This is a genomic window from Halolactibacillus miurensis, assembly GCF_900116255.1.
Taxonomy (GTDB): Bacteria; Bacillota; Bacilli; order Bacillales; family Amphibacillaceae; genus Halolactibacillus; species Halolactibacillus miurensis.
The window spans coordinates 79,077-105,966 of record NZ_FPAI01000002.1 but is presented as its reverse complement, the minus strand read 5'-3'; the positions used below and the strand labels follow the sequence as shown (position 1 = coordinate 105,966).

Sequence of the window (26,890 nt, the reverse complement as noted above, 5' to 3'; positions counted from 1 at the left end):
TTTGACTTTTCAAAAGAAAGAGATTACTTCTCTTCGTCGTCAACCTCTTCATATTCTGCATCGACAACATCGTCGTCATTTCCTGCTTGTTCTTGGCCTTGTGCTTGTTGCGCTTGTTGTTGTGCTTGTTCATAAAGCTTAGTCGATAGCGCTTGGACTTCTTGTTCAAGGGCTTCTTTTTTCGCTTTGATATCATCTAAGTTGTCTGCTTCTAATGCTTGTTTTAGAGCGTCTTTCGCTGCTTCTGCTTTTTGTTTTTCGTCTTCAGAAATGTTTTCAGCTAAGTCTTTTAATGTCTTATCTGTTTGGAAGACAAGTTGATCAGCCGCATTGCGTAAATCAATTTCTTCGCGACGTTTTTTATCAGCTTCGGCGTTTTCTTCAGCGTCTTTCACCATTTTTTCTACTTCTTCTTCAGAAAGACCTGAAGATGATTGGATTGTGATTGACTGTTCTTTGTTTGTGCCTAAGTCTTTCGCACGTACGTTAACGATACCGTTAGCATCAATATCAAATGATACTTCGATTTGTGGTACCCCGCGTGGTGCTGGTGGAATATCTGTTAATTGGAAGCGACCAAGCGTTTTATTGTCCGCGGCCATTTCACGCTCACCTTGTAAGACATGGATGTCTACAGCCGTTTGACTATCCGCTGCGGTTGAGAATACTTGTGAGTGACTTGTCGGAATCGTGGTGTTACGTTCGATTAATTTCGTTGTCACGCCACCCATCGTTTCAATACCAAGTGATAGAGGTGTTACATCAAGTAAGACAACGTCTTTCACATCACCTTGCAATACCCCACCTTGAATAGCGGCACCTAGAGCGACTACTTCATCTGGGTTTACACCTTTAGAAGGTTCTTGACCCGTTTCTTTTTTGATGGCTTCTTGTACAGCTGGAATACGCGTTGAACCACCCACTAAGATGACTTTATCAATTTCAGAGTTACTTAAACCAGCATCGCGTAAAGCTTGACGCGTAGGTCCCATTGTACGCTCAACTAATTCACTAGATAATTCTTCAAACTTCGCACGCGTTAAGTTCATTTCCATATGCAATGGTCCTGCTTCGCCCGCTGTGATGAACGGAAGAGAAATTTGTGTTTGACCAACACCAGAAAGGTCTTTCTTCGCCTTTTCAGCTGCATCTTTTAGACGTTGTAACGCCATTTTATCTTTAGATAAATCAATGCCATTTTCTTTCTTGAATTCTTGTACCATATAGTCGATGATGACTTGGTCAAAGTCATCACCACCAAGACGATTATCACCGGCTGTTGCGATAACTTCAAATGTACCGTCTCCGATATCTAGGATAGAGACGTCAAACGTACCACCACCAAGGTCATAGACTAAGACTGTTTGGTCTTGGTCACCTTTGTCAATACCGTAAGCAAGTGCTGCCGCGGTTGGTTCATTAATAATACGTTCTACTTCAAGACCCGCAATTTTACCTGCATCTTTTGTTGCTTGACGCTCTGCATCGTTAAAGTATGCTGGTACTGTAATAACCGCTTTTTCTACTGTTTCACCAAGGTAGTCTTCGGCATATGATTTAATATATTGAAGAATCGCTGCTGAAATTTCTTGTGGCGTAAATGATTTACCATCTACTTCTACTTTATAATCCGTCCCCATATGACGTTTGATTGATTGAATCGTGTTAGGGTTTGTGATGGCTTGACGCTTCGCTACTTCCCCTACTTGTCGCTCGCCATTTTTAAATGACACAACAGAAGCTGTTGTACGGGCACCTTCTGGGTTAGGGATAACTTTTGCTTCCCCACCTTCCATTACTGCTACACATGAATTTGTTGTACCTAAGTCAATACCAATAATTTTACTCATAATTCATTGTCCTCCTCAAAATGTCATGTTTGTTTAAACGTTATTTACTATGAATCTGATCATTAGATCGTTGATTATTTATTGATTTACTTTCACCATAGCGGGTCTTAAGACACGGTCTTTTAAGCGATACCCTTTTTGTAAGGTCTCAACAATCGCCTGTGAGTCATACTGGTCATCTTCCACTTGCATCACCGCTTGGTGGAAATTCGGATCGAATGTTTCACCTTCTGTGTCAATTTCTTCAACCCCTGCTTGATTTAATGCCTGCATCAATTGACGATAAATCATCTGCATACCATCATAGAATGAATCAACTGATTTTTCATCCGGCTTGGTTTGAAGCGCGCGGTCAAAATTATCAACAACAGGTACGAGATCTGTTGCCAAGTCTTGTGCTTTGTATTTTAAGTCTGCGGCTTTTTCTCGTTGCGTACGTTTTCTAAAGTTATCGTACTCCGCGCTTAAACGCAGCATTTTTTCTTTTAACGCCTCATAATCTTTTTCTAACGATTGAAACGCCTCTTGACTTACCACAGCTTCTGCTGGCTCTTCTTTTTCCTCAGTCATTGTTTCTTCTGTTGTTTGATCGTCAACGATTTCTACTTCCTCTTCAGAAACGTCAACAGTTTCTTCATCAACTTGCGTTGATTTATTTTCTTCCATTCAGGAAACCTCCCTTAACTACTGTTCTTATAGCTTACTCTTAAAAAAGAGCCCTACGTTTACTTGTGTTACCAATTTTTAAAAGTCTTTGTCATATCATTGGACAAGCGATCAAGTAATGAGATCACGCGCGAATACTCCATCCGTTTCGGACCTAATAACGCGATCGTCCCGATTTGTTGACCTTTAAGCGTATAGGTGGCGGTAATTAAACTGCAATCTTGCATTTCCGTCATTTTATTTTCTTGACCGATAGAAATATGAATCCCTTGGTCTTGTGAACGTAAAATGTTCGCCATCGTTTCTTCTTGTTCAATAACCGAATAGAGCGAGTGAATTTTTGCGACATCACTAAACTCTGGCTGCAGTAACATATTCGTTATACCGCCGACGTAAAGATTATTGGGCTGTTGGTCTAATAAAGCCCCTTTTAAATACTTAAACGCCGTCGCCACATCTTTGACGTAATGATCAATAATTGATGTAAGCTCGATTTGTAGTCGCTTAGGCAATTGAATAATGGGCACACCGACTAACCGCTCATTTAAAATATTGACAAGCTTTTCTAAATCCAGCGGATTAATTTCTTTTGGAATCGAAAAAGATCGGTGCTCCACATGACCTGTATTGGTCACAAGTATGGCCACTGCGGTCGTTTTTGATAAATGGATGATTTGAATCTGTTTTAATGTCGTCGCATACACTTCAGGACCTAAAATAATGGATGTGTAATTCGTCAACTCACTTAAAACATTCACTGAATTTTGAATGACTTGTTCAAATTCAACCATGCCCTGATTAAAGACACCCGAAATCGTTTGTTCATCCCGTGGTGACAAATCAATCGGCATGAGTAAATGATCCACATAATAACGGTACCCTTTTTCTGAAGGGATACGCCCGGAAGATGAATGGGTCTTTTCTAAAAAACCTAAGTCTTCTAAATCAGCCATTTCATTTCGAATGGTTGCCGGACTAAATGTTATTTCATCCTTTTTTGAGATGGCACGTGAACCAATCGGTTGAGCTGTTTGAATAAACTCATCAATGATTACCTGCAAAATTAAGAGTTGTCTTGTCGATAACATAATGATTCACCCCTGTTAGCACTCAACTCTTTCGAGTGCTAATGCTAATAATAAATTATCAAATTCGTTCCCAGTTGTCAATCCAGATGCCTGAATTTATTTGAGATATTTATTTATGTCTAAGGCATCGGGCAATAAGAAAGCTTGAAACACACTGTTACCAAACAGTTGGCCATGATCGGTCATCCGGATGGTTTCTCCATCATCTTCTAGCCATGTTTTTTCAACTAATTCGTTAATGGCTTGCTTGTATAAGGCATCATATTGAAAACCAAAGCGCTTATAAAAAACCTCTCGTTCGACACCTGAACGTTTTCTTAAACCTAAAAACATTTGCTCTTCTATTTCTTCTCTAATCGTAATGGCTTCTCGATTTAATACGGCTGCTCCGCGTTCTGTCGCTGCTTTTACGTAAGCAGGGAAAGGACGGTTATTAATGTAACGTTCGTGAGGTAAGTAGCCGGATGCTCCAGCGCCAAAACCGTAATAATATTGGTTATCCCAATAGGTTAAATTGTGTTGAGATTCAAAACCGGGTTCTCCGAAGTTGCTGACTTCATATTGGATTTTCCCGTTTTCCGTCATTTTCCGAAGCAACATTTCAAACATGTTGGCTTCTAATTCTTCTGGCGCTTTATGCAGTTTCCCTTTCATGTAGCGCTGATAAAACACGGTTTTAGGTTCAATTTGTAATGAATACGAAGAATAATGGGGCAAGTCATAACTTAAGGCCCGGTCCAATGTTTGTTCAAATCCTGCTAACGTCTGATTAGGCAGTCCGTACATTAAATCAATACTAATGTTCGTTAAGCCATGTTTTATTAATGCGTTAATATTATCATCAACATCATTGATTCGATGCAGGCGGCCAAGCTCTTCTAATAGATCATTATCAAATACTTGCACACCCATTGAAATACGATTAACCCCGTAAGCTTTCAATAGTTTTATTTTGGCTTCATTTAGATCACCTGGATTAGCCTCAAAGGTGTATTCCAAACAATCTTCGACATTAAAAAAGCGTTGAATCATCTGAAGTAAACGCTCTAACTGACGCTCATTTAACGCCGTAGGTGTTCCTCCTCCGACATAAATGGTTCGCATCGGTTGATGGTTTGTATGAATATAGTAAGCTATTTCCTGTTCAAGCGCATCAAGATAGTCATCAGCCATCTGTTCTTCGTAAAAGAACTTAGTAAAGTCACAGTAATGACAAATCTTTTCGCAAAAAGGAATATGGATATATGTGGACGTAATCATTGTTTCACTTCTTTCTACCAATAAACTCATAGGAGTTTATTATTTGTATTTAAGGCATGCGCTCTTTATCCTAGTCACATTCCCTATTCATCTTAAAAAAGTTCTCAGTTGAAGTCAAACAAAACCTCACTAACACAAGCTAGTGAGGTTTATCATTATTCATCATCCATCTGTAACACAGCCATAAACGCTTCTTGTGGTACTTCAACGGATCCGACCATCTTCATCCGCTTCTTACCTTCTTTTTGCTTCTCTAATAACTTCCGTTTACGTGAGATATCCCCACCGTAACATTTTGATAACACATTTTTACGCATCGCTTTAATCGTTGAACGAGCGACAATTTTATTGCCAACAGCTGCTTGGATAGGCACTTCAAACTGTTGACGTGGAATCAAACTCTTGAGCTTTTCAACAATTTGTTTCCCACGTTCAAATGAAAAATCACGGTGCACGATAAACGATAACGCATCAATCGTATCGCCATTGAGCAAGATATCCATCTTAACAAGTTTAGATGCTTTATATCCTACGAGTTCGTAATCAAATGAGGCATAGCCTTTCGTTTGTGATTTCAATTTATCAAAGAAGTCATACACAATCTCTGCGAGCGGAATCTCATAGACGACATTGACTCGATTTTCATCTAAATACTGCATGTCAATAAAGTCGCCGCGTTTATTCTGGCACAATTCCATTACCGGACCAACATAATCGTTAGGTACCATGACGGTTGCTTTGACGTAAGGTTCCATGACCTTTTCAATTGCTTGAGCGTCTGGCATGAAGGACGGGTTATCAATCGAGATCACGTCACCATCGGTTTTTTCAACTTGATAAATAACACTCGGTGCCGTCGTAATTAAATCAATATTAAATTCACGCTCAATTCGTTCTTGAATAATCTCCATGTGTAGTAAGCCGAGGAATCCACAACGGAAACCAAATCCTAACGCTTGAGATGTTTCTGCTTCATATTGAAGTGAGGAGTCATTAAGTTCCAAACGTTCAAGCGCCTCTCTCAAATCATTATATTTACTAGCATCAACCGGATACAACCCACAAAAGACCATAGGGTTTAATTTACGATAACCTGGTAGTGGTTCACTGGCCGGGTTATTGCTTAACGTAATCGTATCACCTACACGTGAATCACCGACATTTTTAATGGCGGCCGTTAAGTAACCAACATCACCGACTTCTAATTTATCTAACTTGACAGGTTTCGGGGTAAAGACACCTAATTCATTTACTTCAAATTCTTTACCTGTGGCCATCATCTTAATCTTATCGCCTACTTTAACCGAACCTTCTTTAATACGGACATACGCGACAACCCCGCGGTAAGGATCGTAAAGGGAATCAAAAATCATCGCCTTAAGCGGCTCATCCACATTACCGTCAGGTGCTGGGATTCGATCAACGACGGCTTCAAGAATTGATTCAATCCCAATACCTGATTTCGCACTAACTAACAACGCTTCTTCACCGTCAATACCGATCACATCCGTAATTTCTTGCTTCACTCGCTCAGGGTCTGCGCTCGGTAAGTCAATTTTATTAATGACAGGAATAATCTCCAAATCATTATCTAACGCCAAGTAGACATTCGCCAGTGTCTGAGCTTCAATACCTTGCGCGGCATCGACGACAAGAATAGCCCCTTCACATGCAGCTAAACTACGTGACACTTCATAGGTGAAATCGACGTGTCCCGGGGTATCAATAAGGTGGAAGATATACTCTTCCCCGTCTGTATGATCATATTTTAATTGTACCGCATTTAATTTAATCGTAATTCCACGTTCACGTTCTAAGTCCATCGCATCTAACATTTGTTCTTTCATCTCACGTTGGGTGAGGGCTTTTGTTTGTTCTAAAATACGGTCAGCAAGCGTCGACTTCCCGTGGTCAATATGGGCAATAATTGAAAAATTACGTACCCTTTTCTGGTCTCTTCCTTTATTCACATTACTTCACTCCTATTTTTTCGACAACAATACAGTGTTGATTATAGCAGTGAATCACCAATCATTCAATTATTTTTGACAGTTACTTAAAACCAACTGCCCACAACACGAATAATGACATCAAAAACATAAATCACACGCCACTCAATCCATTGACTGATCTCATAAAAAAGATGCGAGTGATGATTATAGACGTCGGGTCCTTGTGTGACAGCTGCCGTTGTTGTAAGCGTTAATTCTTGTTCAATTAAATATAGTACAAGCATGACCGCAATAAAAATGACGAGTTTCTTCATACTTTTTTCTCCCTCTCTTTTATGATGATTATTTAGTCAACACGGCGAGACTAGTCAAGTAAACCATTTAACGTCTTCGCAAGTTTTTCTAAGGACGCCCGACATTCTGCTAAGGAGTTATCAACACCACCGACTTCTATTAATATACTTGTTGGTGATACATCTTGATTATATATCCCGTTTCTACCACTGCCACCTAGTAATTTTACTCCTCGACTTAAACCAGGATAGTGGCTATTTAACGCATCAGATAATTGATTGGCAAACGCTTCGTTTTTATGATAATCCTGATGATCTTTACCGATAACAAACAAAAATTTCGCATGTGAGGTACCGTCGATCTCAGTTGTCGTAACCGCTCTTCGATTACTGTCCCGGTGCAAATCAAAACTAAAAGCTAAATCAGGTACTTGTTTGAGGATTTGTTCTAGCGAGCGTCTAGATACGTCATATGACTTTTGATAAGTTAAGTTCTCCGCTTTTAACACCGATTGAATATCTGTTGTATCCGTATAGAGCTGAAAACCATCGTTTTCTAATGCCTCTTCAAAAAACGGTAATAGTGACTGAATATTGGACGTGTCACTAAAGGCCAGGTTAGGTTGACTATGACCTAACTCGGGTAGAAATGATTCGCGATTATGCGTCGTATAAAGAAATATACTCGCACGCTTTTGTGTTGATGTTGTTTTGACTTTTTGCACTACCGTACGCGCATGATCTTCCGGGATGTCTTCTACTTGATAATGTGCCACCAAATAGTCATTTACAGGCCCCATCGGCTTTATTAGGGAAGTAATGAGCGGTGTTTCTTCTATCGCCGTATGAGTAGACTTAGCGAATAATGTATCTGGATTCATCAACGGTAGCTGATCAAACATCAACGTCTCCAATGATATAAAGGAACTGATAATGAATAAACCGGTGATAAATAAGCTAATAAACACGAGTTGCAAAAGATAATATGACCGTTCACTTTGGCGTTTAAGCATAGACATCCCCTTTCCTTATTACGCCTTGCTTAATCTATGCTTAACGCCTTAATCTTAGAACTGTGATGATGCCTGTCTCACATATTCAGTAATCCCTTCAGCTAACAATCGATTCAGGTAATCGATGTCTTCATCGATTGATTTTTGTGTGACGATCAAATTTCTACCTTCTTCAGTTAGTACTTCCGTCATTAATTGACGTTGGTCCTCGTGAGACAGTGAGCCAAATAATCCAAAATACTTTTTCGCTTGCTCTTTTGGTAGAGCTTCCGTATCGCCGAGGTCCCCCACATGTAAACTGCCAGAAAATAATCGCTGCCTTGGTGCATCCACTGCTGATTGGGCGCGATTAAAGTACTGTGACAACAACATCATCGCGTCATACGTAATTGTCACGGCATCAACCACCGTTGGAATACCTATACTGATGACAGGGACACCTAAATAATCTCGATCAATCGATGTACGGCGTTGACCGACACCAGAACCGGGTTGAATACCGGTATCTGTCAATTGAATTGTCCGATTCAATCGTTCGATATGGCGCGCCTTTAAGGCATCGATAAGAATCACGAGCGATGGATTGGTTTGTTCCACTACACCTTTGACTAGTTTTTCCGTTTCCATCCCTGTGACGCCCATCACGCCTGGAACAAACCCACTAACGAACGGACGAGATTTTTCAGGTAAATGTGCGGTCATATCTAAATGTCCAACGACTAGCGGACCAAGCGCATCAGGCGTGACATTTTGATTACCTAAACCAACAACGAGGATGGTTGGGTATCGCTCAGGGGAGCCAATTAACTGATTCATTGCCTGAGCGACTGTTTCAATCACACCTTGCCGATCATTGAGCGGTTGAGGCAAATGAAACGACATATATTTACCCGCTTTCTTCCCCGTCCTTTCTTCACCTATATCTGAAATCATCACTTCAGATACGTTTATATCTGCATGTATCGTTTCCTTTACTGATATGCCTGTCTCAGTCTCATCAAGGTTAGATACATTTAATACTTCATCCAATTCTAAAATTAAATCACTCGTAAATAATGGTTGGTTTTCAGAGGACTTCACTTGCTACACTTCCTTTATATTTTTTTCTAGCTTGTCCACTTCACGACTTTTTTAAAACAAAGTTGTCAAATTCAACATATTTATATTGAAAACTTTAAGAACCTTTGGTACAATAGCATCTGTTCCATGATTATTTATATGGATGTTTATAGGTGGAGGTGAAATAAACATGGCAAATATTAAATCAGCTAAAAAACGTATCCGCGTAAATGAGGATGCTCGTTTACTTAATGCACCAGTTAAAACTGAAATGCGTTCAATGATTAAGCGCGTTGAAAAATTAGTAAATGAAAACAATGTTGAGGATGCGAAAGTAGCTCTTAACGTTGCAATTAAAAAAATTGATAAAGCGGTTCAAAAAGGCATTGTGCATAAAAACAATGGTTCACGTCAAAAATCACGTTTAGTGAGAAAAGTAAACCAATTAGGTGCATAAACAACTTCAATGACCAACATAAAAAAACGATCCTCATTCGAAAAGGATCGTTTTTTGTTTGGTCATTTTTTTCATTTAGTGATACGCCTGTTTAAACCCTGACCACAGATTGATGTTTCTAGATGTTATATGACGAGCTGATAGAGCAACATTTCAAAAGCTAAACGTTTATCCATTTTTCCTTGCTTAATCGTGTAATCCGTTTCAGCACACAAATCAAGGGCTTGATATAGTTGATTAAGATTAAACCGCTTCGCGCGTGTTTCTGACATCTTAACGACATAAGGGTGTACTTTAATCTGCTGGGCAATTTGTTTTTGACTATATCCTTTTGTCAGTAACGTTTTTACTTGATAAATCGTTCGAATTTGCGAAGATAGTAAAGCTAATAAACCAATCTCTTCTTCATTTAGACGGACGAGATCTTTATAGGTGTTTATCGCTAAAGAAAGGTCACGGTTCATCACCGCATCAACGAGCGTAAAACTTGATGCTTTTGCCGAGTGAGAGATCAGTGCTTTCGCATCTTCATCAATAATCGCACCAGTCCCTTGAAATAAACTCAACTTTTCAATTTCTTTTTCTAATAATTGAAGTGAGGTCCCCACTTCTTGAATAAGTAAGTCTTCGATTCTTTTTGAAAAATCAATCTGATACTGCTGTTTAAAGTAACTAAACCATTGGCTGAGATCGCGTTCAATGATTGTTTTACATTCAAGCAGATCACCTTGCTTTTTTAATGCTTTGACGACTTTTTTCCGTTCATCTAATTTTTCATATGGCACGACAATGATCAACGTTGAAAAATCAACTGGCTGTTCCAAATAATCGATGAACCGATCAAGATCATGCTCTACAGGTGTTCTTACCTTTTTACCCGTTAAGAAATAACTCCCCTCACACACCACGATTTTATTCCCACCAAAAAACGGAAAGGTTTCTGCTTCAAGGATGGCATCGGCAAGTGGTTGTTCTTCCATGTCATAAGTAATGAGTTGCTCCTCTTTTTCTGCTTCAGTTAAGATCACGTCCACGATCGATTGTATAAGTGATTCAATTAAAAACTGTTCATCGCCATAAATAACGATCACAGGTTGTTTCGCTATTTTTTTTATTTGTTTCTTCGCTTCTAAATAATGCATATCTAAGTGTCGCTCTTTTTAGAGCTTCCCCCTCTCCGGTATGGTTACACATGCCTGGATGTTTTGTTCTCCCTCATTTAGTTTAAAGTTATTTCATCACTTTGACAAGGTAGAAACGGTGGTTCCTCACGATTATTTTTTTACGGTGGTTGTTTTGTCCCACGTATACGTCCCCTTACGTTTATGGAACCGGTAGATAACTGCCCCGTCAATATCCGTTCGAAACACGGCCACATTATAATCGTTCAGACGCTCAATAACAGCGGGATGGGGATGTTTAAAACTATTGTCTAGACCCGCTGAAATAACGGCATACAACGGCGTAAATTGCTTTAATAGACGCTCATCTGTTGAGGTTTGGCTCCCGTGGTGTGCCACCATTAATACATCCACTTGTTTATTTGGGTAGCGTTTTATAAAGACCTGTTCTTGTTGGGCCGAAATATCACCCGTTAATAAAAATGATAGCGGACCAAAGGTGGTGTGAATAACCATTGACTCATCATTTGGATCATCTTGCAGGTGAGTTGGTAAGACTACATCAAAATCATGGTGATTCATCTGGTAGCGCTGATTAGCCTCAAGTATCGTATAATCAATCCCTGGCAGGACACTCGCTTGATCAAAAAAAGCATTAATATAAATACGGTCTACTCGGAAATCCTCAATAAGAAACGGTAAACTCCCGATGTGATCTTGATGGCTATGAGATAAAAACACGCCGTTAATACGGTGAATCCCGCGGTAGTGTAAAAATGGTTTAACCACACGGGTGTAGGCTTCGTCAGTCACTTCAACATAATCGTTTCCCGTTGTCGCACCAATGTCATACAAATAGACGCCTTGTCGGTGTGGTAACTCAATCACGAGCGCATTCGCTTGTCCAATACTTAATTGTGTCACTTGGCCATAAGGATTAAGGTAAGGCATCGCTTTAATCATGCTAACAGTGAGCACAATCACCCACCCATAACGACCTGCCTTCTTGTAATCTGTTTGATCAACGGCCCTTAATAAGAGAAACAGTATAATGACATATAGTATTAAGTGAAACATATGCGGTTTACCGGTCACAAATGGTAAATAAAACAACCGATCTATCTCTGTTAAAACAAAAAATAAGCCGTTAAATGTCATGGCTAATATCCCATCAACAACAGGCAACAAAACTGGTATAAACAACGCGATAATAACCATACCAAAACAAAGCGGAATAATGAGGAATGAAAACAGTAGATTAACTAAGGGGTTTATGAATAAGCTAAACAGATTCACACTGTAAAACTTACTTAATTGAAGCGGTAACGTGATAAAAAAACTAAGAAAAGTAATGAAAGTCAAGGAAAGGAGTGGTTTATGAATACGCAATAAGATCGGTCGAGATAACACGAGGCTAAACGTAACAAGAAAAGAATACTGAAACCCTAATTGATAAAGCCAATGTGGTTTTATGATCATAAGTAACAGAAAGACAAATGAGAGGGCATCAAGCGTTGACACTTTCGTTCGAATGACGAGCGCTAAATAGCCTAATAAGCCTACCAGACTTGCTCGAAACACCGATGGTGTGCCTCCAGCGATAAAGGGAAAACAAATAAACACAAGCATTAACACAAGTCGCATCGTTTCTTTACTTAAACGACCGATTCGGGATAAAAATAACGAGAGGATATGCACCATCAAACCGACATGCAGGCCAGAAATGGCTAAGAGATGCGTCAAATGCCACCGAGTGAATAGCTCTTTAAACGAGTCATCGAGTAGACTTCTTTCTCCTAACACGAGTGCACTAACTAGACCGAAAGACGTTTCACTTAGTTGCTTTTGCAACCAATCAAGAAATGTGAGTCGATACGCAAAAACTGGTGTAAAAAATGCTTCTCCTTCATAATCAATCTTTTGCGCTACGGCTTTTGCGGTCACATTTTCTGTGAGTAAATAACGATCATAGTCAAACATTCCGGGATTTTGTGGCTGTTCAGGTGATTCAAACGTTAACTGCAGGCGCAAACGTTGTCCAGGGACAAGGTCAAAATCGATTGAATCAAAATGGGTGACAAGAATATTTGACGACTGACTTTCTGGTGTGACTAAAAACCGCTGGTACGCAATTTCTTGGTGTTTCACTTGCGTCACTTCACCGATGATGGTCTCTTTAAGATCTTGTTGATATACGACAAGTGAGGGTTCGAATGCATCTGTAAATCGAAAGAAAATGACGACAAAAACACCGAGGAAGACGAGTACTTCTAATAGCGAGAGGTATCGAAAAAAAAGAAGAAAGACTAAAGAGGAAGTAACGATCATCGTTGCCAAAAGAAAGGAAACAGACATGCTTGTTAAACCGACGGTTATGAGACTCATTGGCACAAGTAAATATAATCGGTGAGTCATGTTGACACCTCACCTAGGTCGATGAGGTGTCTCTGACTACTCAAGTGTATGTACCAGTTGAAGAGCTTCGTCGTCAAGCGGGATTTTCTCCGTCTCAACTCCAGCTTCACCAAATAATTCTATCGCATACGGATGATTTTTATAATCTTTCGCATAGTATACCTTTTTAATCCCTGCCTGAATAATGGATTTCGTACACTGCAAACACGGGAAATGTGTGACATATATTTCTGATCCATCTGTCGGTACGCCAAATTTAGCACATTGTAAAACAGCATTCATTTCCGCATGTACGGTTCTCACACAATGGTTATCAATGACATAACAACCATCATCAATGCAATGAGCACTACCAGACACACTGCCATTATAGCCACCGGCAATTATTCGTTTATCTCTAACAATCGTCGCTCCAACCGTCAATCGCTCACAGGTACTTCTCAGCGCAATCAAGTGCGTCTGCGCCATAAAATATTGGTGCCAAGAAATTCTCTCCATATAATCCCTTCCTTTCTTATTTGTGCCTTAAGGCACTTGAATGTGATCCGAAAAATTAGCCACTGTCTTCTCACCTATTCCCTCAACTTCTGTTAGGTCATCCGGTGATTGAAACGGTCCATTGGACTCGATGTATTGAAGAATCGCTTCTGCCTTTTTCTCCCCAATGCCCGGTAAAGAAATCAGCTCATCTATTGTCGCCTCATTGATTCTTATTTTATCATGATTCTGACCCGGGTAGAGGTCCAACTTCTCTCCTTCTTCCACCTCATTTTCATGCGGCACATAAATGACCATTTCATCGTATACTTTCATCGCTAAATTCACTTGATTAACATCAGCATCATTCGAAAAGCCACCCGCATCTTCAATAACATCAAGAATGCGCATCCCCTCCGTTACACGATAGACACCCGGTTGATACACTTCACCTTTAACGTCAACATACATAAAGCTTCCAGCTTGTTTAGACGCTACACTATTTTCCGTTGCCTCTGTTTCAGCATCCGCCATCATGTGTTCTAGTGAGTCCTCACTTGTCTCTTCTGTCTCGAGCGGGGTTTCGATTAGCGCCTGTTCTTTTTTAGTCAAAATAAGGATTGTACCAAATAATAGTAAGATCACAAGGGCGATTACCCATTTATAGTCATTTATACGTCCCATCTCATCTCCCCTTTTCAACAACCTTTCGATATGATCTCTTTACTTATAACATATTTCATTGTTCGTCAAAAGAGGGGGATAGATCTCGTAAATGCGAATATAAAAACAGAAAGGCGAATGAAATTAAATTTCACTCGCCTTTCTGTCAAAAATGAGTGTCTACAGCCTGCCCATTATTTTTTCGCAATAAAAAAGAGTCGTTCACTGTGATGTTCATCAGCCAATGTGATGGGATCTGTCTCAAAATCTTTATACACGCGAACGTCATTAAATCCCGCTTGTTTTAACAAATCGGTATAAGTCGCCATACTGTATGTTCTTTGATGATGACTTTCATCATAACGCTGATAACAATGGCCTTCTTTAATAAAGAATGTCATGTCATGAAACATCTCACCCTCAGCCTGACCACGGTCACAAAACCAAATGTAACTGTAATCATCTTGGACTTCTGAATAGATGTGATCACTCATCGACTGAACATGTGCTAAGCTATGGACATCAAACATAAATTGCCCATCTCTGGCGAGACTTTGATGAATCGCTCGAAACGCTTTTAAGACATCCTCTTTTTCCGTGATATAGTTTAAGACATCACAATAGCTCACAATCAGCGCTTGATCATTAAACCCTGCCAATTCCCTCATGTCTTGTTTTATCCACTGAATGTGACTCGTTTCAACACTTGGATCATTAGCCGCTTCAATCAGCATCTCCTCAGATAAATCAACACCCGTCATCTGGTAACCTTTTTGACTTAACCGACGGGTAATTTGGCCCGTGCCACAACCGACATCTAAAATCGCTGTGACTGGTGTTTCAAGCATTTTTTCCGTAAACGATACCCATTCGTCATACGGGGCATCTTGCATTAATTCGTCATAAAGCGCAGCTAAATGTTGGTAAGACATCGTTACGCCTCATGATTGGATGCTAACATAAGGACAGGTGCATCTCCCCAAAGGCGCTCTAAATTGTAGTAATTACGTTCTTCCTGATGAAATACATGACAGACAACATCGCCTAAATCAACGAGAATCCAACGTGCCTTATCAAAACCTTCGAGTCGTTTAACGTTGATGCCACTTTTTTCGGCTTGATCTTTTATTTCACGCGCAATAGCTTGAACTTGACGTTCATTTGACCCATCACAAATGAGATAATAATCAGCGACCGATGTTAATTCTCTCATATCCAATCCAATAATATCTTCCGCGCGTTTATCATCAGCTGCTGTTGCTGCTAGTTCTAATAAAGTTCGACTATCCAATAAAACCCCTCCTAATATAATTTCATTCATTCTTATATCGTACCGACTAAGTCATTATATAAATTTAATGTTTCTGGGTAAACCTTACGTGACTTGCTGACGAGAAAACCGATGGAATTTTTACAAGCTAAAAATACCGCTTGGTCTAAGTCATAATTAGCTACCCGTCTGACGTGTTCAATCCCAGGAATGACCCGACCTGGTTCAATATAGTCAGCTAAATAGACGATTTTTTCTAAATCTGTCATGTTGGCATGACCGGTTGTATGCCAATAAATCGCTGATTGTATCGCCCTATCTTTAATACCTAATTCAGTCTCTACTAAAATAGACGCCACCGGCCCGTGCCACAATTCATGGTGAAAATCTAATAAATGTAGTGGTAACTGGTCGCTGTCTTCAATCAGTTGTCTCATTTCATCTAACGACCGATATTTACAATAATCATGAAAAGCACTCGCAAGCATCGCTTTTTCTGGATCAACATGAAACCGTGCGGCCAACGCAAGAGCCGTTTCAACGACACGCTCTGTATGAAGATAGCGGGTCTCTGTTAAATGTGGTTTTACGAGGCTAAGCGCCTGTTGTTTATTCATATAACTTGTGCTCCTTTATATACTGATACACAGCTGGTAGCATCAAATATTTACACGGTCGATTTGTCTTCATTCTTTCCCTAATAATAGACGAAGAAACGTCCATTTCAAGACTATCAACAAACTTGACTGGATACGGTGTCTCTAGCGTGTATCCTGGTCTTTTTATACCGACAAACTGAACGACTTCTACAAGTTCATCAATTGCCTGCCAGTGCGGCAAATATTCTACCATATCAGCACCAATAATAAAATAAAAGATACAATCGGGATAGGCCGCATTAATCATCGTCATCGTATCAATCGTATATGATCGCCCTTGTCTAGTGAGTTCAAAATCCTTCACTTTAAAGTGCGGGTGATGACAGGTGGCACGGGTTACCATGTCTAATCGTTTGTCACTTGAGACATTCGCTTTATTTTTATGCGGTGGAATTTGTGATGGGATAAACCATACCTCATCTAGCTCTAACGCATGAAAACAATCATCAGCAATGATCATGTGGCCAATATGAGGTGGGTCAAACGTACCACCGAGTAAACCAATTTTCTTCATCGTATCAATCCCTTAAGGTAATTGAATCGTTTTATTTTCTACTGAAGGTTTATATAGCACAATTGTATGACCAATGACTTGGACAAGTTCACTCTCAGTACCTTCAACTAATGCTACTGCTACATCATCCGTCTCTTCTAAGCAATTTTGTAAGACGGCTACTTTTATTAATTCTCGTTTTTCTAGCGCTTCGTTGATTGTTGTAATCATATTCTCATTAACGCCGTCTTTTCCTACTTGAAAAATCGGACGTAAATGATGCGCTTGTGAACGTAAAAATCGTTTTTGTTTCCCTGTTAACATCGGATTTCCTCTTTTCATTATGATTGTTTTAATTTCTCTTCAAACGCCTGAATTACCGGGCGTACATCCACATCATGTCCTGTCCATAACTTAAAGGCTAAAGCCGCCTGGTAGACAAGCATTTCATGACCATGATGGATATGGGCACCTTTTAATTTTGCTTCGGTTAGTAAGGCGGTATTAAACGGTTTGTACACAATATCACTTACAACGGCTCCTTGTTTTATCCGGTCTAAATGGATCGCTTGCGTCTTCACATGGGGCTCCATTCCTAATGACGTTGTGTTAATAATCGCATCAAATTGGTCGAGTGTCGCTTCAGCTTCACTAAAGCTGATGGCGTGATACGTTTTTTTCTTTGGTAAAGACTCAATAATCGCCGCAGCTTTTTCTACTGTTCGATTACTAATGGTAATCGACGCACAGCATTGATCATTTAATGCATGCACAATCCCACGACTTGCCCCACCTGCACCTAAAATTAATAAGCGGCTCGATGCATGAAAAAGATGAGGGTAGTGATACTTTAATGATTGCACATAGCCTTGACCATCGGTATTATAACCTGTCCAATGACCGTCTTGAATCACTACGGTATTAACAGCACCGATGGCTTTTGCTTGTGGGTCAATCGCATCTAAAAATGGAAGAATATCGACCTTATAAGGAATCGTAATATTAAAACCATCAAAATTCGATTGCTTTAAGATTGTGATGTGTTCATCAAAATGATCTGGTGATAATTCCTTCAATTCATACGTTCCTTTTCTCTCTATTTGATTGAGAAACAAACCGTGTATAAACGGAGACATAGAGTGACCGAGCGGATAGCCAATTAAAAAAAGTCGCATCATATCACCCACTTAAATAATAGCTGAACGGACACTGACTGGGACATCACTTGGTGAAGAAACAGCAATGGTCGCTGGCTCACCGGAGAGGGTAATCCATCCTAAACCTGGAAGGACAATGTCTGTTTTTTCACCAGACACTTTAAAGGTCCGCTCTTGTAGTGGTGGATATTCAGCTTTGGAACTTTCACTTGGCGGTTGTAACATACCCCCGAGGTGGTCGACATACAGTTGATCGGCTTTTTCTAACTTCGTCCGGTGGATATCAAGAGCATTAGCAAAGTATAACACAAATGGTTGGCGTTCTCCTTTGATAAAGTCAATCCGAATTAATCCGCCCACAAATAATGTTTGCTTATCATTGATTTGATACACACGTGGCTTAATTTCTTTTGTTGGCGTAATCGTCTTAATATCTTGTTTCGATAAGTAGTGTGTCAATTGTTGACGGTTAATTACACCTGGTGTGTCATAAAGACTGGCGTTATGGTCTAACGGAATATCAATAAAACCTAACGTGGTCCCTGGGAAATAAGACGTCGTAATCGCCTCTTTTGTACCGGTAGACTCGTTAATTAAGTAGTTAATAAACGTTGACTTACCAACATTTGTACAACCTACCACATAGACATCTTTCCCTTGTCTATAAGCATTCATATTCGCTTTAACCTCATCGAAACCTTTACCCGTTTTTGATGAAACTAAAAAGACATCTTGGACGGTTAAACCATAATCCTTAGCTGATTTCTTCATCCATTGCTTTAACCGATTTAAATTCGTTGATTTTGGCAATAAATCAATTTTATTGCCAACAAGAATAATCGGGTTGTTACCGGTGAGTCGGTGTAAACTTTTAATGAAGCTCCCATTAAAATCAAACACATCCACAATCTTGACGACTAAACTCTTCGTATCAGCAATCTGACTGATCATCTTTAAAAAGTCACCATCTGAGTAACCAACATCTTGCACGTCGTTATAGTGCTTTAATCTAAAGCACCGCTGACAAATGATTTCCTCATTTTCTAACGCGGACGATGGGACAAAACCTGGTTTGTCCTTATTTTCTGTTTGGATCGCTACACCACAACCTTGACAGGTTAATTTTTCTTCCCTTGCCATTCAATCCAACCCCTTTTCTCTAATTTATTTAAAATAAACCGTTCAATCTTGCGGTTAAACTTGGTCGCTTTATCATCTGTTTGAAGAATAGGGACGACCAAAATCGTGTGAAAACCTGCGCGATTACCACCGAAAATATCGGTCATAATTTGATCACCAACAACGACAACTTCTTCCTTTTTTAACTGCATTTCTTTTAATGACTTACGAAAAGCCCCTTTTAACGGTTTATTTGCCCGATGAATATACGGTCGATTCAATGGGGTTGTAAAATGCTTGACTCTTTTTCTATCATTATTGGAAACGACACTCACTTTGATACCGTTACTCGCCATTTGATTAAACCATTCTTTAATCGCTACCGTTGCATTTGGTTCGTTCCAAGCAACGAGTGTATTATCTAAATCCGTAATGATCCCTTTAATATTTTTTTCTTTTAACGTTTCAGGCGTAATTTCAAAAATATCTGCTACATGTTGATCGGGTAAAAATTTTCTTAACACAGTCTCACCTCAATATTTTCATTGACTTATTTATTTTATATCCTCAATCATTTATCCGCATTTTATTTAAACTGACATTATTTTATCATAACATGACAAAAACCGTTCGACAAATCTCTTTCTTTTTTTCATTGTGGATAACTTTATCAACAGTTTACCCACTCATAAACGCTCTTATCTTCATCTTTTTTCGGCATTCGACGTATTTACCCACAACTTATCTACAAGTTTTCAACATTTTTACGTTTCTTGTCAAAATAAAGCCGATTTGATAGAGTATGAGTATCCTATATAGAAAGGCATGAAACACATGCATCGATTATCAAATGAACAACTGTTAAACACACTAAAAAAAGCATCAGAACTCTCTTTAGACAGACGGTTTATCCTCTTACTACATCAGGAAATTAAAAAGCGTCGACTGATTCTTCCAGAAGAAAAACCTTCTGCATAATTCCACCTTTTTGTCATACGTTATATTATAACGAAAATGGTGGTGATTGCATTGTCAACTTGGTTTTTTCTTCTTCACTTCCTTTTGAACAATAGCTTCTTATTTGTCACTTACGTCAAACATCAAACGTTCCCTCAACCGTTAACAAAAGACGAGGAAGCGATGTTTATTGATCAATTACTCGCAGGTGATGACCAAGCACGTGATAAACTCATTGAACATAATCTACGTTTAGTCGCCCATCTTGTAAAAAAATACGAAAAAAAACAGACCAATCAGGATGACCTTATTTCAATTGGGATTATCGGTTTAATAAAAGCCATTGATACATTCCACCCCAATAAAGGAACAAAACTTGCGACTTACGCTGCCCGCTGTATTGAAAATGAAATTTTAATGCACTTCAGACAACAAAAGAAACGATCGAAAGAAACGTCGTTAGAAGAACCGATTGGGCATGATAAAGATGGTCATGCGATAGCGTTACTCGACGTATTAACTTCTCCTACAGTTGATCTAGATGAACAGCTCCAGCAAAATAATGACCTCGTAAAAATTAAAAAATACTTCCCGCTACTTGATGACCGTGAGAAAAAAGTACTGATGCTTCGCTTTGGTTTAGGTAACCATACTGAACAAACTCAGAAAAACATCGCAAAAACGTTAAACATCTCCAGAAGTTATGTGTCACGTATCGAAAAACGCGCGTTATTCAAGTTATTCAAAGCCTATCAACAAGACATTGAAGCTAAACAAACAGATTAAATGCCATGTAAAAGCACCTGCTTTCACACGGCATGTTTACTAAGCTATTTTGGTAACGACGCGCATAATCAATTCAGCCGCATGTTTTGCTGCTTGGTCAAGATATTGATCAAACGAAACATTGGATGCTTTTCCAGCAATATCTGATAATGAGCGAATAACAACACACGGCACTTCATATTGATAACAAACTTGAGCTATTGCCGCGGCTTCCATTTCAACAGCCATTGTGTCAGGTAAATGCTCTAATACGCCATTTACCTGATCGGCATGTTGCATAAAGCTATCCCCTGTCGCAATCAGACCTTGTTTTGAATGCACCTCGTTTCTTTCTTCAATGGCTTGTTCAACCGCATCAATAAGCAGATGATCAGCAAGGTAACGCTTTGGCATACCCGGTACTTGACCATAGTCATAATCAAAGGCCCGAACATCAACATCATGATGAACGACTTCTCGACCAATAACGATATCTCCGACCGATAATGTTGTATCTAATCCACCGGCAGAACCAGTATTGATGACAGCCTTAATATCAAAACGCTCTAATAAAATCGTCGTCGCTAGTGCAGCATTGACTTTCCCAATACCTGATTTCAACAAAACAATCGGAACGTCCATTAACTTACCGACAGTGAAATCACAGTTAGCCACTTGAACTTCCTCCGTTATTGTCATATGTTCTTTTAATAAACGTACTTCTTCATCCATAGCACCAATAATTCCTATCATTCATTCGTTCTCCTAACTATCATTCTAAATTGTTCTCAGCTGAATCACTTGATTCAGACGCATCATTTGCTTGCTCATCGTTCTGTGACTCGGGCTGGCTAGAAAAGCGTGACATTTGATCATGTTCTATTAGTAAATCAACACGTGTCGGTGTATAGCCTTCACTTTCTACCCATTCAATCAACACGCGAAAATGTTCCTGTGTGGCACGGTCCGTAAAGGTAGCCGACACTTTATTCGGGCCATTACCACTCACCCACAAGTACTGCATCGCCTCAGACTCTATCCCTGTCGCCAGTGTGGCCGCTTGTAACATTTCTTCCCAGTCTTTTGTCTCTTGTTCAAAACTGATGGTATGAGGTTCGGCTTGCGTTGTTGGTACCGCATCCCAATCCGCTTGATAACTTGAAAGCACATTGTCTTCTGTTGACTCAACAAAAGTTAAGTCATAATCATCTGGATTTTTAGGTGCATCCGTTGTCTCGCTATCTGATGCGTCTCGGTCTTCTGTATCAGTTTCATCCTCACCAGTGACCTCATCCGCTGCCGTCTCGTCATTGGTGTTATCTTCGACTGGTTCATCTTCCGCTAAGTCATTAAGATCTTCTTCATCCGTATGGTCATCTACAGGATTATCCGTCGTTTCCTCAGTAGCTTCATCCTCACTAAACATGATTTGTGAGATAATCGGCGCACTAATGACCGATAATAAAAAGACAACGAGAATGCCTATTAAAATAACAAGCCAACGCTTATTTTTACGCTTCTTATTGAGACGTCTCGTTCTGCTGAATACAATATCATCTTCCACCGTATGTAGCCTCCCTCATCATTATTCTATTCTCTTAGTATACAATAGTTCTTAGGTATGCGCTATAAAACAAAAGAAAAAGTGACTTTCTAAACCTTTCATAATCAGCATCTGATGACTGTTTACTTAAGAAAGAGAAAGCCACTTACTTTTCTATTATTTTACTTCAGTGATACGAACACGCATGTCGCCACCAGGTGTTGGCACATTAACTTCTTGACCGACTTCACGGCCAAGTAAACTTTTGGCGATAGGTGAATCATTTGAAATCTTACCTTCAAACGGATCAGCTTCTGCACTACCAACAATGGTATATTCTTCCTCGTCACCATCTGGTAATTCGATAAAGGTAACCGTCCGTCCCATTTGAACCGTCGATTGGTCACTGTCATCGTTTTCAATGATAACAGCGTTACGAATCATCGTTTCTACTTGGGTAATACGCGACTCAACAAAGGCTTGATCGTCTTTTGCTGCATCATACTCTGAGTTCTCAGATAAGTCCCCAAAATCACGGGCAATTTTAATACGTTCAACAACTTCTGGACGTCGAACGGTTTTTAAGTGTTCTAATTCTCGTTGTAACTTTTCTTTTCCTTCTTCGGTCATATAATAACTTTTTTCTGTAGCCATGACTAACTCTCCTTTTAATACCATTCACATATTTGTCTCTATAACGTTATGCTAGCCTTTTATCAATTATGAACAAAAGACTATTAAAAATCATACTAACGGATTCTCGTTGATATTTCAATAGGTTTTTACATTTCTTTCATAAATTTTGAAAGCGCCCAGCATTATTTGTGTTGTTTTGACAAAATGGTTTCAATCTTTGTCGCCATAATATCAATTGCGACATGGTTTTCACCACCTTCTGGAATAATCAAATCTGCATAGCGTTTGGTCGGTTCGGTAAACTGTAAATGCATCGGTCTTACAACCGACAAGTACTGTTCAATAACCGAATCAATCGTACGTCCACGTTCATTAATATCACGTAGTAACCGGCGAATAATACGTAAATCTGCATCAGTATCAACAAAAACTTTAATATCCATTAAGTCTCTTAACCGTTCATCCTCTAGCACAAGAATACCTTCTAAAATAATAACGTCTTTAGGCTCTACAAGCATCGTATCATTTGAACGTGTATGACGTTTAAAATCATAAATAGGTTTGTTAACTTCCTCATGATGAAGCAACTGATGTAAGTGCTCTACTAATAAATCGTTATCAAAAGCAAACGGATGATCATAGTTTGTTTTTAAGCGTTCTTCAAATGGTAAATGTGATTGATCTTTATAATAAAAATCTTGTTCAATGACTAAGACAGACTTATCTTCGAAGCGGTCACAAATCGACCGAGTGACCGACGTCTTACCTGAACCTGATCCTCCAGATACCCCAATAACAATCGGTTTACTACGTTCATTCTCCATACTTCCAGACCCCTTTATTGATATTTTTTCTCGCATTTTTTCATTCATTTATGTGTCGCGTTGTTATGGCCACACCGTCCCCGACAGGAACAATAACCGTCGTAAACCCTTCAAGTTGGGTGAGCCACTGATTATATCGATCAATTTTTTGAGACAGTTTAGCTAAGCGTTTACTCGCAACACTTGCATCTGAGACATACCCTTTGAATAAGACGTTATCTGTAATAATCATCGCTTGGTCCGTCAGGTTCGTTGTAAATGTTTCAAAGAAACGTTGGTATTGGCCCTTAGCCGCATCAATAAACACGAGATCGTACGGTCCTTTACTATTTAACTGATCCGCTAAATCAAACGCATCACCATGCAAAATCTCTACTTGTTGATGTTGGTCATATTGGTGTATATTTTCTACGGCTGTTTTAAAGCGTTCGTCGTCTCGTTCTACGGTAACGACGCGAATATTGGCATGAACACTTGCCATCTGTAGCGCTGAGTAACCAATTGCCGCACCAATTTCTAAAATACGCGTCGGTCGATGAAGGCGAATTAATTGTTTTAAAAAAGCTATCCCATCAGGTTCCATAATCGGAATATGTTGCGCTTTAGCTTCACGCTCCATGACGTTAAACGGATAGACCGATGGTATGGTTAATCGTTTAATATAGTCAAAAACATGTGCATCCATATGTGATCACCTTCCTTTATACACAGAGAAAATCAGGGAACACATTTCCCTGATTCGCTGTTTAAATATCACGATCTAAATATTCATTTGCTTTTCTGCGGTGCTCTTCAAACGTTTCAGAGTAATAAATCTCACCATCCGCCGCGACAAAGTATAAATAATTTGTGTCGCTTGGATTAATCACTGCTTCCAATGAACTCTCACCAAAGTTTGAGATGGGTCCAACGGGAAGTCCGTACACACGATAGGTGTTATAAGGTGAATCAATTTCTAAATCAGAGAATAACACACGATCTTTATGTTCCCCTAGCGCATAAAGCACGGTCGGGTCTGTTTCAAGTCTCATACCTTCTTCTAAACGGTTATAAAAGACACCCGCAATCATTTGACGTTCTTCTTCATTTCTTGCTTCACGTTCTACGAGTGAGCTAAAGGTAAAGATTTCATGGATAGAGAATTGTTCTAATCCGTCAATTTCCGCAAAGTAATTGAGTAACACATCTTCCGTTTTATCAAGCATTTGTTCAATAATCGTTTCCATTGACGGCTCATCTTCATACATTGGATACGTTGCCGCAAATAAATAACCTTCAAGCGGGTAACGAATATCATCATCTAAAATCGTCTCCGACAAAATACTTGGATACTTTTCAATCAATGATTGAATGTAGGCCTCATCTGTCATCAAATCTAAAAATGCCTCTTCATCAATATTCACGTTATTACTAAGCAACGTCGCTATTTCTTCAATCGTGCGACCTTCTGGAATCGTGACAAAAAATTTCGCTTCTTCAACGATACGACCAGACTGCAATTCATTTGAAACCTCAGCTAGTGTCATACTTGGTGACAGTGTATAATCACCTGCTTGAAAATCCGTTACGTTATTAACTTTAATGTAAATACGATACATTAACGCATTATTAATGACACCATTATCTTCTAAGATCTCCGCGATCGCCGATGATGACGAACCTAAAGGAATCGTTACTTGTACTTCCTCCATACTTGACTCATCAACCGGACTTAGTCCGTCCATAATATAATCATAGGCAAACTTTCCACCAAAACCAAACAGAATAATGAATACAACTATCGATACAACGACGATTCTTCTCGTTATACTCGCTTCTTTTGCTCGATTTAAAAAGTTATGATGCATTTTCTGCTTCGTTTGTTCAAACGTATGCTTGACGCTATTATTATCTTGATTATCTTCGTTTATTTCTTTTGAATTATTTTGGTTATCTTCAGTCACCTGCGTCCCTCCTCATCTGATACATTATACTAAAACCCGACGCATTTTTCCACAGCTTTCTCTTATTTACTTTTAGCGCCTGTTGTTTGTTCTAACGTATTCATGACTAAAGACGCAAAGATATTGGGTGATGTTACATTTTTCTAACAAAAGCGAAAAACATACAAAGTCAGCGAATCGACTTTGTATGTTTTGACCTTTGTTTTTAATTATAGATCCATCTGGTCTACAAGTGTATTAAATGTTTCTTCGACAATATCCCATTCTTCATCTGATTCGATTGAGAATAACATTAAATCATCTTGATTGTCTTTTTCTTCATAACGGAAGACAAAGACTTCTTGTTCTTCATCCTCTGATTGCTCGACTGGCACAACCGCGACGTATGATTGATTGTTTTCCTCGATGTCAAAAGTGAAAATCACCTCGTAAAGATTTTCTTCACCGTTTTCTCCAGGAATGATAATGCGTTCTTCTTCAATTAAAGCCATATTCTTTGACCTCCTTTATATTCATTGATTGTTACTTTGAGTCAAGGTAACCTTGTAAAATCATCACGGCCGCCATTTTATCAATGACCTTTTTCCGCTTCTTGCGACTGACATCAGCTTCTAATAACACGCGTTCGGCTGCCATTGTTGATAAGCGTTCATCCCACATCACCGTTGGCAGTTGAAACGTCTCTTCTATATGTTTTTGATAGTGAAGTGCCTTTTCACCACGGTCCCCAATATCATTGTTCATATGTTTAGGCAAACCAATCACAACTTCAGAAATCTCATGTTCTTGAATTATTTGCTTTAACTCTTCATCGGCTGATGTTATGTCTTCTTCATCCCACCGAATCGTCTTAATTCCTTGCGCTGTCCACCCAAACATGTCACTTACCGCAACACCGATTGTTTTCGAGCCGACATCTAAGCCCATTTTTTTCATATTATACCTCTTTATGTTGATCGATAAAATCTTTGACTAACACTTCAATGAGTTCATCACGGTCGAGGCGACGAATAAGGTTTCGCGCATCCTTATATCGCGGAATGTAGGCCGGGTCACCTGAAAGTAAATAACCAACAATTTGATTAATCGGGTGATAACCTTTTTCCTCTAATGCGTGATAGACAGTTAACAAGACGTCTTTGACATTTGTTTCAACTGGCTCCTCTGAGAAATTAAATTTCATCGTCTGATCCATATTCTCCATACTAAC

Annotated in this window: 32 protein-coding genes; 3 read left to right on the top strand and 29 right to left on the bottom strand. The window is 39.3% G+C overall.

The window, feature by feature from the left end:
• Nucleotides 1-23 precede the first annotated feature (23 nt).
• The 8 genes from dnaK to gpr all read right to left on the bottom strand — a co-directional run bounded on the left by dnaK (nt 24) and on the right by gpr (nt 9,202).
• On the bottom strand, nt 24-1,850 hold the full coding sequence (gene dnaK, locus BM390_RS02240; protein WP_089852824.1) for a molecular chaperone DnaK: 1,827 nt from the start codon (nt 1,848-1,850) through the stop codon (nt 24-26).
• A gap of 78 nt (nt 1,851-1,928) precedes the next feature.
• Nucleotides 1,929-2,516 (bottom strand): nucleotide exchange factor GrpE, encoded by a 588-nt coding sequence (gene grpE, locus BM390_RS02235; RefSeq protein ID WP_062319088.1) that lies wholly within the window; start codon nt 2,514-2,516, stop codon nt 1,929-1,931.
• Nucleotides 2,517-2,584: 68 nt separating this feature from the next.
• Entirely contained in the window at nt 2,585-3,604 is a 1,020-nt protein-coding gene (gene hrcA, locus BM390_RS02230; RefSeq protein ID WP_062319086.1) for a heat-inducible transcriptional repressor HrcA, read from the bottom strand.
• A 96-nt stretch (nt 3,605-3,700) separates the two neighbouring features.
• A complete protein-coding gene (gene hemW, locus BM390_RS02225; RefSeq protein WP_062319083.1) occupies nt 3,701-4,864 on the bottom strand; it encodes a radical SAM family heme chaperone HemW in 1,164 nt (387 codons plus the stop codon).
• Nucleotides 4,865-5,019: 155 nt separating this feature from the next.
• Nucleotides 5,020-6,834, bottom strand: a complete 1,815-nt coding sequence (lepA, locus tag BM390_RS02220) for a translation elongation factor 4 (protein WP_062319081.1) — start codon at nt 6,832-6,834, stop codon at nt 5,020-5,022.
• Between the two features lie 86 nt (nt 6,835-6,920).
• Nucleotides 6,921-7,130, bottom strand: a complete 210-nt coding sequence (locus BM390_RS02215; RefSeq protein ID WP_062319079.1) for a hypothetical protein — start codon at nt 7,128-7,130, stop codon at nt 6,921-6,923.
• Between the two features lie 50 nt (nt 7,131-7,180).
• Entirely contained in the window at nt 7,181-8,122 is a 942-nt protein-coding gene (gene spoIIP / locus BM390_RS02210; protein WP_062319077.1) for a stage II sporulation protein P, read from the bottom strand.
• A gap of 54 nt (nt 8,123-8,176) precedes the next feature.
• Nucleotides 8,177-9,202 (bottom strand): GPR endopeptidase, encoded by a 1,026-nt coding sequence (gene gpr, locus BM390_RS02205; RefSeq protein ID WP_062319075.1) that lies wholly within the window; start codon nt 9,200-9,202, stop codon nt 8,177-8,179.
• Nucleotides 9,203-9,371: 169 nt separating this feature from the next.
• On the opposite strand from gpr, the gene rpsT reads away from it, so the two are divergent.
• A complete protein-coding gene (gene rpsT, locus BM390_RS02200) occupies nt 9,372-9,638 on the top strand; it encodes a 30S ribosomal protein S20 (protein WP_062319073.1) in 267 nt (88 codons plus the stop codon).
• A 125-nt stretch (nt 9,639-9,763) separates the two neighbouring features.
• Here the strand turns inward: rpsT and holA are convergent, their stop codons facing one another.
• The 12 genes from holA to BM390_RS02140 all read right to left on the bottom strand — a co-directional run bounded on the left by holA (nt 9,764) and on the right by BM390_RS02140 (nt 19,536).
• Nucleotides 9,764-10,780 (bottom strand): DNA polymerase III subunit delta, encoded by a 1,017-nt coding sequence (gene holA / locus BM390_RS02195; protein ID WP_062319071.1) that lies wholly within the window; start codon nt 10,778-10,780, stop codon nt 9,764-9,766.
• A 132-nt stretch (nt 10,781-10,912) separates the two neighbouring features.
• On the bottom strand, nt 10,913-13,174 hold the full coding sequence (locus BM390_RS02190; protein WP_089852823.1) for a DNA internalization-related competence protein ComEC/Rec2: 2,262 nt from the start codon (nt 13,172-13,174) through the stop codon (nt 10,913-10,915).
• Nucleotides 13,175-13,210: 36 nt separating this feature from the next.
• Nucleotides 13,211-13,672: a ComE operon protein 2 gene (locus BM390_RS02185; RefSeq protein WP_089852822.1), complete on the bottom strand. Its 462-nt coding sequence runs from the start codon at nt 13,670-13,672 to the stop codon at nt 13,211-13,213.
• A gap of 27 nt (nt 13,673-13,699) precedes the next feature.
• Complete coding sequence (locus tag BM390_RS02180; RefSeq protein WP_089852821.1) at nt 13,700-14,335, bottom strand: helix-hairpin-helix domain-containing protein; 636 nt, start codon at nt 14,333-14,335, stop codon at nt 13,700-13,702.
• Nucleotides 14,336-14,508: 173 nt separating this feature from the next.
• On the bottom strand, nt 14,509-15,246 hold the full coding sequence (locus BM390_RS02175; RefSeq protein WP_062319065.1) for a class I SAM-dependent DNA methyltransferase: 738 nt from the start codon (nt 15,244-15,246) through the stop codon (nt 14,509-14,511).
• A 2-nt stretch (nt 15,247-15,248) separates the two neighbouring features.
• Nucleotides 15,249-15,605, bottom strand: a complete 357-nt coding sequence (gene rsfS, locus BM390_RS02170) for a ribosome silencing factor (protein ID WP_062319064.1) — start codon at nt 15,603-15,605, stop codon at nt 15,249-15,251.
• A 32-nt stretch (nt 15,606-15,637) separates the two neighbouring features.
• Nucleotides 15,638-16,201, bottom strand: coding sequence for a bis(5'-nucleosyl)-tetraphosphatase (symmetrical) YqeK (gene yqeK, locus BM390_RS02165; protein ID WP_089852820.1), 564 nt, complete (start codon nt 16,199-16,201; stop codon nt 15,638-15,640).
• Nucleotides 16,194-16,757 carry a nicotinate-nucleotide adenylyltransferase gene (locus BM390_RS02160; RefSeq protein ID WP_062319063.1) on the bottom strand — a complete coding sequence of 188 codons (564 nt, stop codon included), beginning with the start codon at nt 16,755-16,757 and terminating at the stop codon, nt 16,194-16,196. The genes yqeK and BM390_RS02160 overlap by 8 nt, the downstream gene beginning before the upstream one ends.
• A gap of 12 nt (nt 16,758-16,769) precedes the next feature.
• Nucleotides 16,770-17,060, bottom strand: coding sequence for a ribosome assembly RNA-binding protein YhbY (gene yhbY / locus BM390_RS02155; RefSeq protein WP_062319062.1), 291 nt, complete (start codon nt 17,058-17,060; stop codon nt 16,770-16,772).
• Between the two features lie 17 nt (nt 17,061-17,077).
• Nucleotides 17,078-17,911, bottom strand: a complete 834-nt coding sequence (aroE, locus tag BM390_RS02150) for a shikimate dehydrogenase (protein ID WP_062319061.1) — start codon at nt 17,909-17,911, stop codon at nt 17,078-17,080.
• A gap of 12 nt (nt 17,912-17,923) precedes the next feature.
• A complete protein-coding gene (gene yqeH / locus BM390_RS02145; protein WP_062319060.1) occupies nt 17,924-19,033 on the bottom strand; it encodes a ribosome biogenesis GTPase YqeH in 1,110 nt (369 codons plus the stop codon).
• Complete coding sequence (locus tag BM390_RS02140; RefSeq protein ID WP_062319058.1) at nt 19,012-19,536, bottom strand: YqeG family HAD IIIA-type phosphatase; 525 nt, start codon at nt 19,534-19,536, stop codon at nt 19,012-19,014. The genes yqeH and BM390_RS02140 overlap by 22 nt, the downstream gene beginning before the upstream one ends.
• Nucleotides 19,537-19,846: 310 nt before the next feature.
• Here BM390_RS02140 and sda point away from each other — a divergent pair, with 310 nt between their 5' ends.
• Both sda and sigK read left to right on the top strand, forming a co-directional pair.
• Nucleotides 19,847-19,990 (top strand): sporulation histidine kinase inhibitor Sda, encoded by a 144-nt coding sequence (gene sda / locus BM390_RS02135; protein ID WP_143103130.1) that lies wholly within the window; start codon nt 19,847-19,849, stop codon nt 19,988-19,990.
• Between the two features lie 51 nt (nt 19,991-20,041).
• Nucleotides 20,042-20,755 (top strand): RNA polymerase sporulation sigma factor SigK, encoded by a 714-nt coding sequence (sigK, locus tag BM390_RS02130; RefSeq protein ID WP_231631332.1) that lies wholly within the window; start codon nt 20,042-20,044, stop codon nt 20,753-20,755.
• Between the two features lie 39 nt (nt 20,756-20,794).
• Here the strand turns inward: sigK and mtnN are convergent, their stop codons facing one another.
• The 9 genes from mtnN to BM390_RS02085 all read right to left on the bottom strand — a co-directional run bounded on the left by mtnN (nt 20,795) and on the right by BM390_RS02085 (nt 26,884).
• Nucleotides 20,795-21,487, bottom strand: a complete 693-nt coding sequence (gene mtnN, locus BM390_RS02125) for a 5'-methylthioadenosine/S-adenosylhomocysteine nucleosidase (protein WP_062319054.1) — start codon at nt 21,485-21,487, stop codon at nt 20,795-20,797.
• Nucleotides 21,488-21,506: 19 nt separating this feature from the next.
• Nucleotides 21,507-22,298 (bottom strand): YrrS family protein, encoded by a 792-nt coding sequence (locus BM390_RS02120; protein WP_062319052.1) that lies wholly within the window; start codon nt 22,296-22,298, stop codon nt 21,507-21,509.
• Nucleotides 22,299-22,454: 156 nt separating this feature from the next.
• Entirely contained in the window at nt 22,455-22,931 is a 477-nt protein-coding gene (greA, locus tag BM390_RS02115) for a transcription elongation factor GreA (RefSeq protein WP_062319049.1), read from the bottom strand.
• A gap of 164 nt (nt 22,932-23,095) precedes the next feature.
• On the bottom strand, nt 23,096-23,737 hold the full coding sequence (gene udk / locus BM390_RS02110; protein ID WP_062319047.1) for a uridine kinase: 642 nt from the start codon (nt 23,735-23,737) through the stop codon (nt 23,096-23,098).
• Between the two features lie 40 nt (nt 23,738-23,777).
• Nucleotides 23,778-24,422 carry an O-methyltransferase gene (locus tag BM390_RS02105; protein WP_062319044.1) on the bottom strand — a complete coding sequence of 215 codons (645 nt, stop codon included), beginning with the start codon at nt 24,420-24,422 and terminating at the stop codon, nt 23,778-23,780.
• 61 nt (nt 24,423-24,483) lie between these two features.
• A complete protein-coding gene (gene mltG, locus BM390_RS02100; protein ID WP_231631331.1) occupies nt 24,484-25,680 on the bottom strand; it encodes an endolytic transglycosylase MltG in 1,197 nt (398 codons plus the stop codon).
• Between the two features lie 209 nt (nt 25,681-25,889).
• Nucleotides 25,890-26,171: a DUF1292 domain-containing protein gene (locus BM390_RS02095; RefSeq protein WP_062319041.1), complete on the bottom strand. Its 282-nt coding sequence runs from the start codon at nt 26,169-26,171 to the stop codon at nt 25,890-25,892.
• Nucleotides 26,172-26,202: 31 nt separating this feature from the next.
• Nucleotides 26,203-26,616 carry a Holliday junction resolvase RuvX gene (gene ruvX / locus BM390_RS02090; protein WP_089852819.1) on the bottom strand — a complete coding sequence of 138 codons (414 nt, stop codon included), beginning with the start codon at nt 26,614-26,616 and terminating at the stop codon, nt 26,203-26,205.
• Between the two features lies 1 nt (nt 26,617).
• Nucleotides 26,618-26,884, bottom strand: a complete 267-nt coding sequence (locus BM390_RS02085; RefSeq protein ID WP_062319040.1) for an IreB family regulatory phosphoprotein — start codon at nt 26,882-26,884, stop codon at nt 26,618-26,620.
• Nucleotides 26,885-26,890: the final 6 nt, after the last annotated feature.

Bases quoted from the DNA above. Each gene is read 5' to 3' on its own strand.
- dnaK (WP_089852824.1), bottom strand. From the start codon at position 1,850: ATGAGTAAAATTATTGGTATTGACTTAGGTACAACAAATTCATGTGTA.
- grpE (WP_062319088.1), bottom strand. From the start codon at position 2,516: ATGGAAGAAAATAAATCAACGCAAGTTGATGAAGAAACTGTTGACGTT.
- hrcA (WP_062319086.1), bottom strand. From the start codon at position 3,604: ATGTTATCGACAAGACAACTCTTAATTTTGCAGGTAATCATTGATGAG.
- hemW (WP_062319083.1), bottom strand. From the start codon at position 4,864: ATGATTACGTCCACATATATCCATATTCCTTTTTGCGAAAAGATTTGT.
- BM390_RS02215 (WP_062319079.1), bottom strand. From the start codon at position 7,130: ATGAAGAAACTCGTCATTTTTATTGCGGTCATGCTTGTACTATATTTA.
- spoIIP (WP_062319077.1), bottom strand. From the start codon at position 8,122: ATGCTTAAACGCCAAAGTGAACGGTCATATTATCTTTTGCAACTCGTG.
- rpsT (WP_062319073.1), top strand. From the start codon at position 9,372: ATGGCAAATATTAAATCAGCTAAAAAACGTATCCGCGTAAATGAGGAT.
- holA (WP_062319071.1), bottom strand. From the start codon at position 10,780: ATGCATTATTTAGAAGCGAAGAAACAAATAAAAAAAATAGCGAAACAA.
- BM390_RS02190 (WP_089852823.1), bottom strand. From the start codon at position 13,174: ATGACTCACCGATTATATTTACTTGTGCCAATGAGTCTCATAACCGTC.
- BM390_RS02185 (WP_089852822.1), bottom strand. From the start codon at position 13,672: ATGGAGAGAATTTCTTGGCACCAATATTTTATGGCGCAGACGCACTTG.
- BM390_RS02180 (WP_089852821.1), bottom strand. From the start codon at position 14,335: ATGGGACGTATAAATGACTATAAATGGGTAATCGCCCTTGTGATCTTA.
- BM390_RS02175 (WP_062319065.1), bottom strand. From the start codon at position 15,246: ATGTCTTACCAACATTTAGCTGCGCTTTATGACGAATTAATGCAAGAT.
- yqeK (WP_089852820.1), bottom strand. From the start codon at position 16,201: ATGAATAAACAACAGGCGCTTAGCCTCGTAAAACCACATTTAACAGAG.
- BM390_RS02160 (WP_062319063.1), bottom strand. From the start codon at position 16,757: ATGAAGAAAATTGGTTTACTCGGTGGTACGTTTGACCCACCTCATATT.
- yhbY (WP_062319062.1), bottom strand. From the start codon at position 17,060: ATGTTAACAGGGAAACAAAAACGATTTTTACGTTCACAAGCGCATCAT.
- aroE (WP_062319061.1), bottom strand. From the start codon at position 17,911: ATGCGACTTTTTTTAATTGGCTATCCGCTCGGTCACTCTATGTCTCCG.
- yqeH (WP_062319060.1), bottom strand. From the start codon at position 19,033: ATGGCAAGGGAAGAAAAATTAACCTGTCAAGGTTGTGGTGTAGCGATC.
- sda (WP_143103130.1), top strand. From the start codon at position 19,847: ATGCATCGATTATCAAATGAACAACTGTTAAACACACTAAAAAAAGCA.
- mtnN (WP_062319054.1), bottom strand. From the start codon at position 21,487: ATGATAGGAATTATTGGTGCTATGGATGAAGAAGTACGTTTATTAAAA.
- greA (WP_062319049.1), bottom strand. From the start codon at position 22,931: ATGGCTACAGAAAAAAGTTATTATATGACCGAAGAAGGAAAAGAAAAG.
- udk (WP_062319047.1), bottom strand. From the start codon at position 23,737: ATGGAGAATGAACGTAGTAAACCGATTGTTATTGGGGTATCTGGAGGA.
- BM390_RS02105 (WP_062319044.1), bottom strand. From the start codon at position 24,422: ATGGATGCACATGTTTTTGACTATATTAAACGATTAACCATACCATCG.
- BM390_RS02095 (WP_062319041.1), bottom strand. From the start codon at position 26,171: ATGGCTTTAATTGAAGAAGAACGCATTATCATTCCTGGAGAAAACGGT.
- ruvX (WP_089852819.1), bottom strand. From the start codon at position 26,616: ATGAAAAAAATGGGCTTAGATGTCGGCTCGAAAACAATCGGTGTTGCG.
- BM390_RS02085 (WP_062319040.1), bottom strand. From the start codon at position 26,884: ATGGAGAATATGGATCAGACGATGAAATTTAATTTCTCAGAGGAGCCA.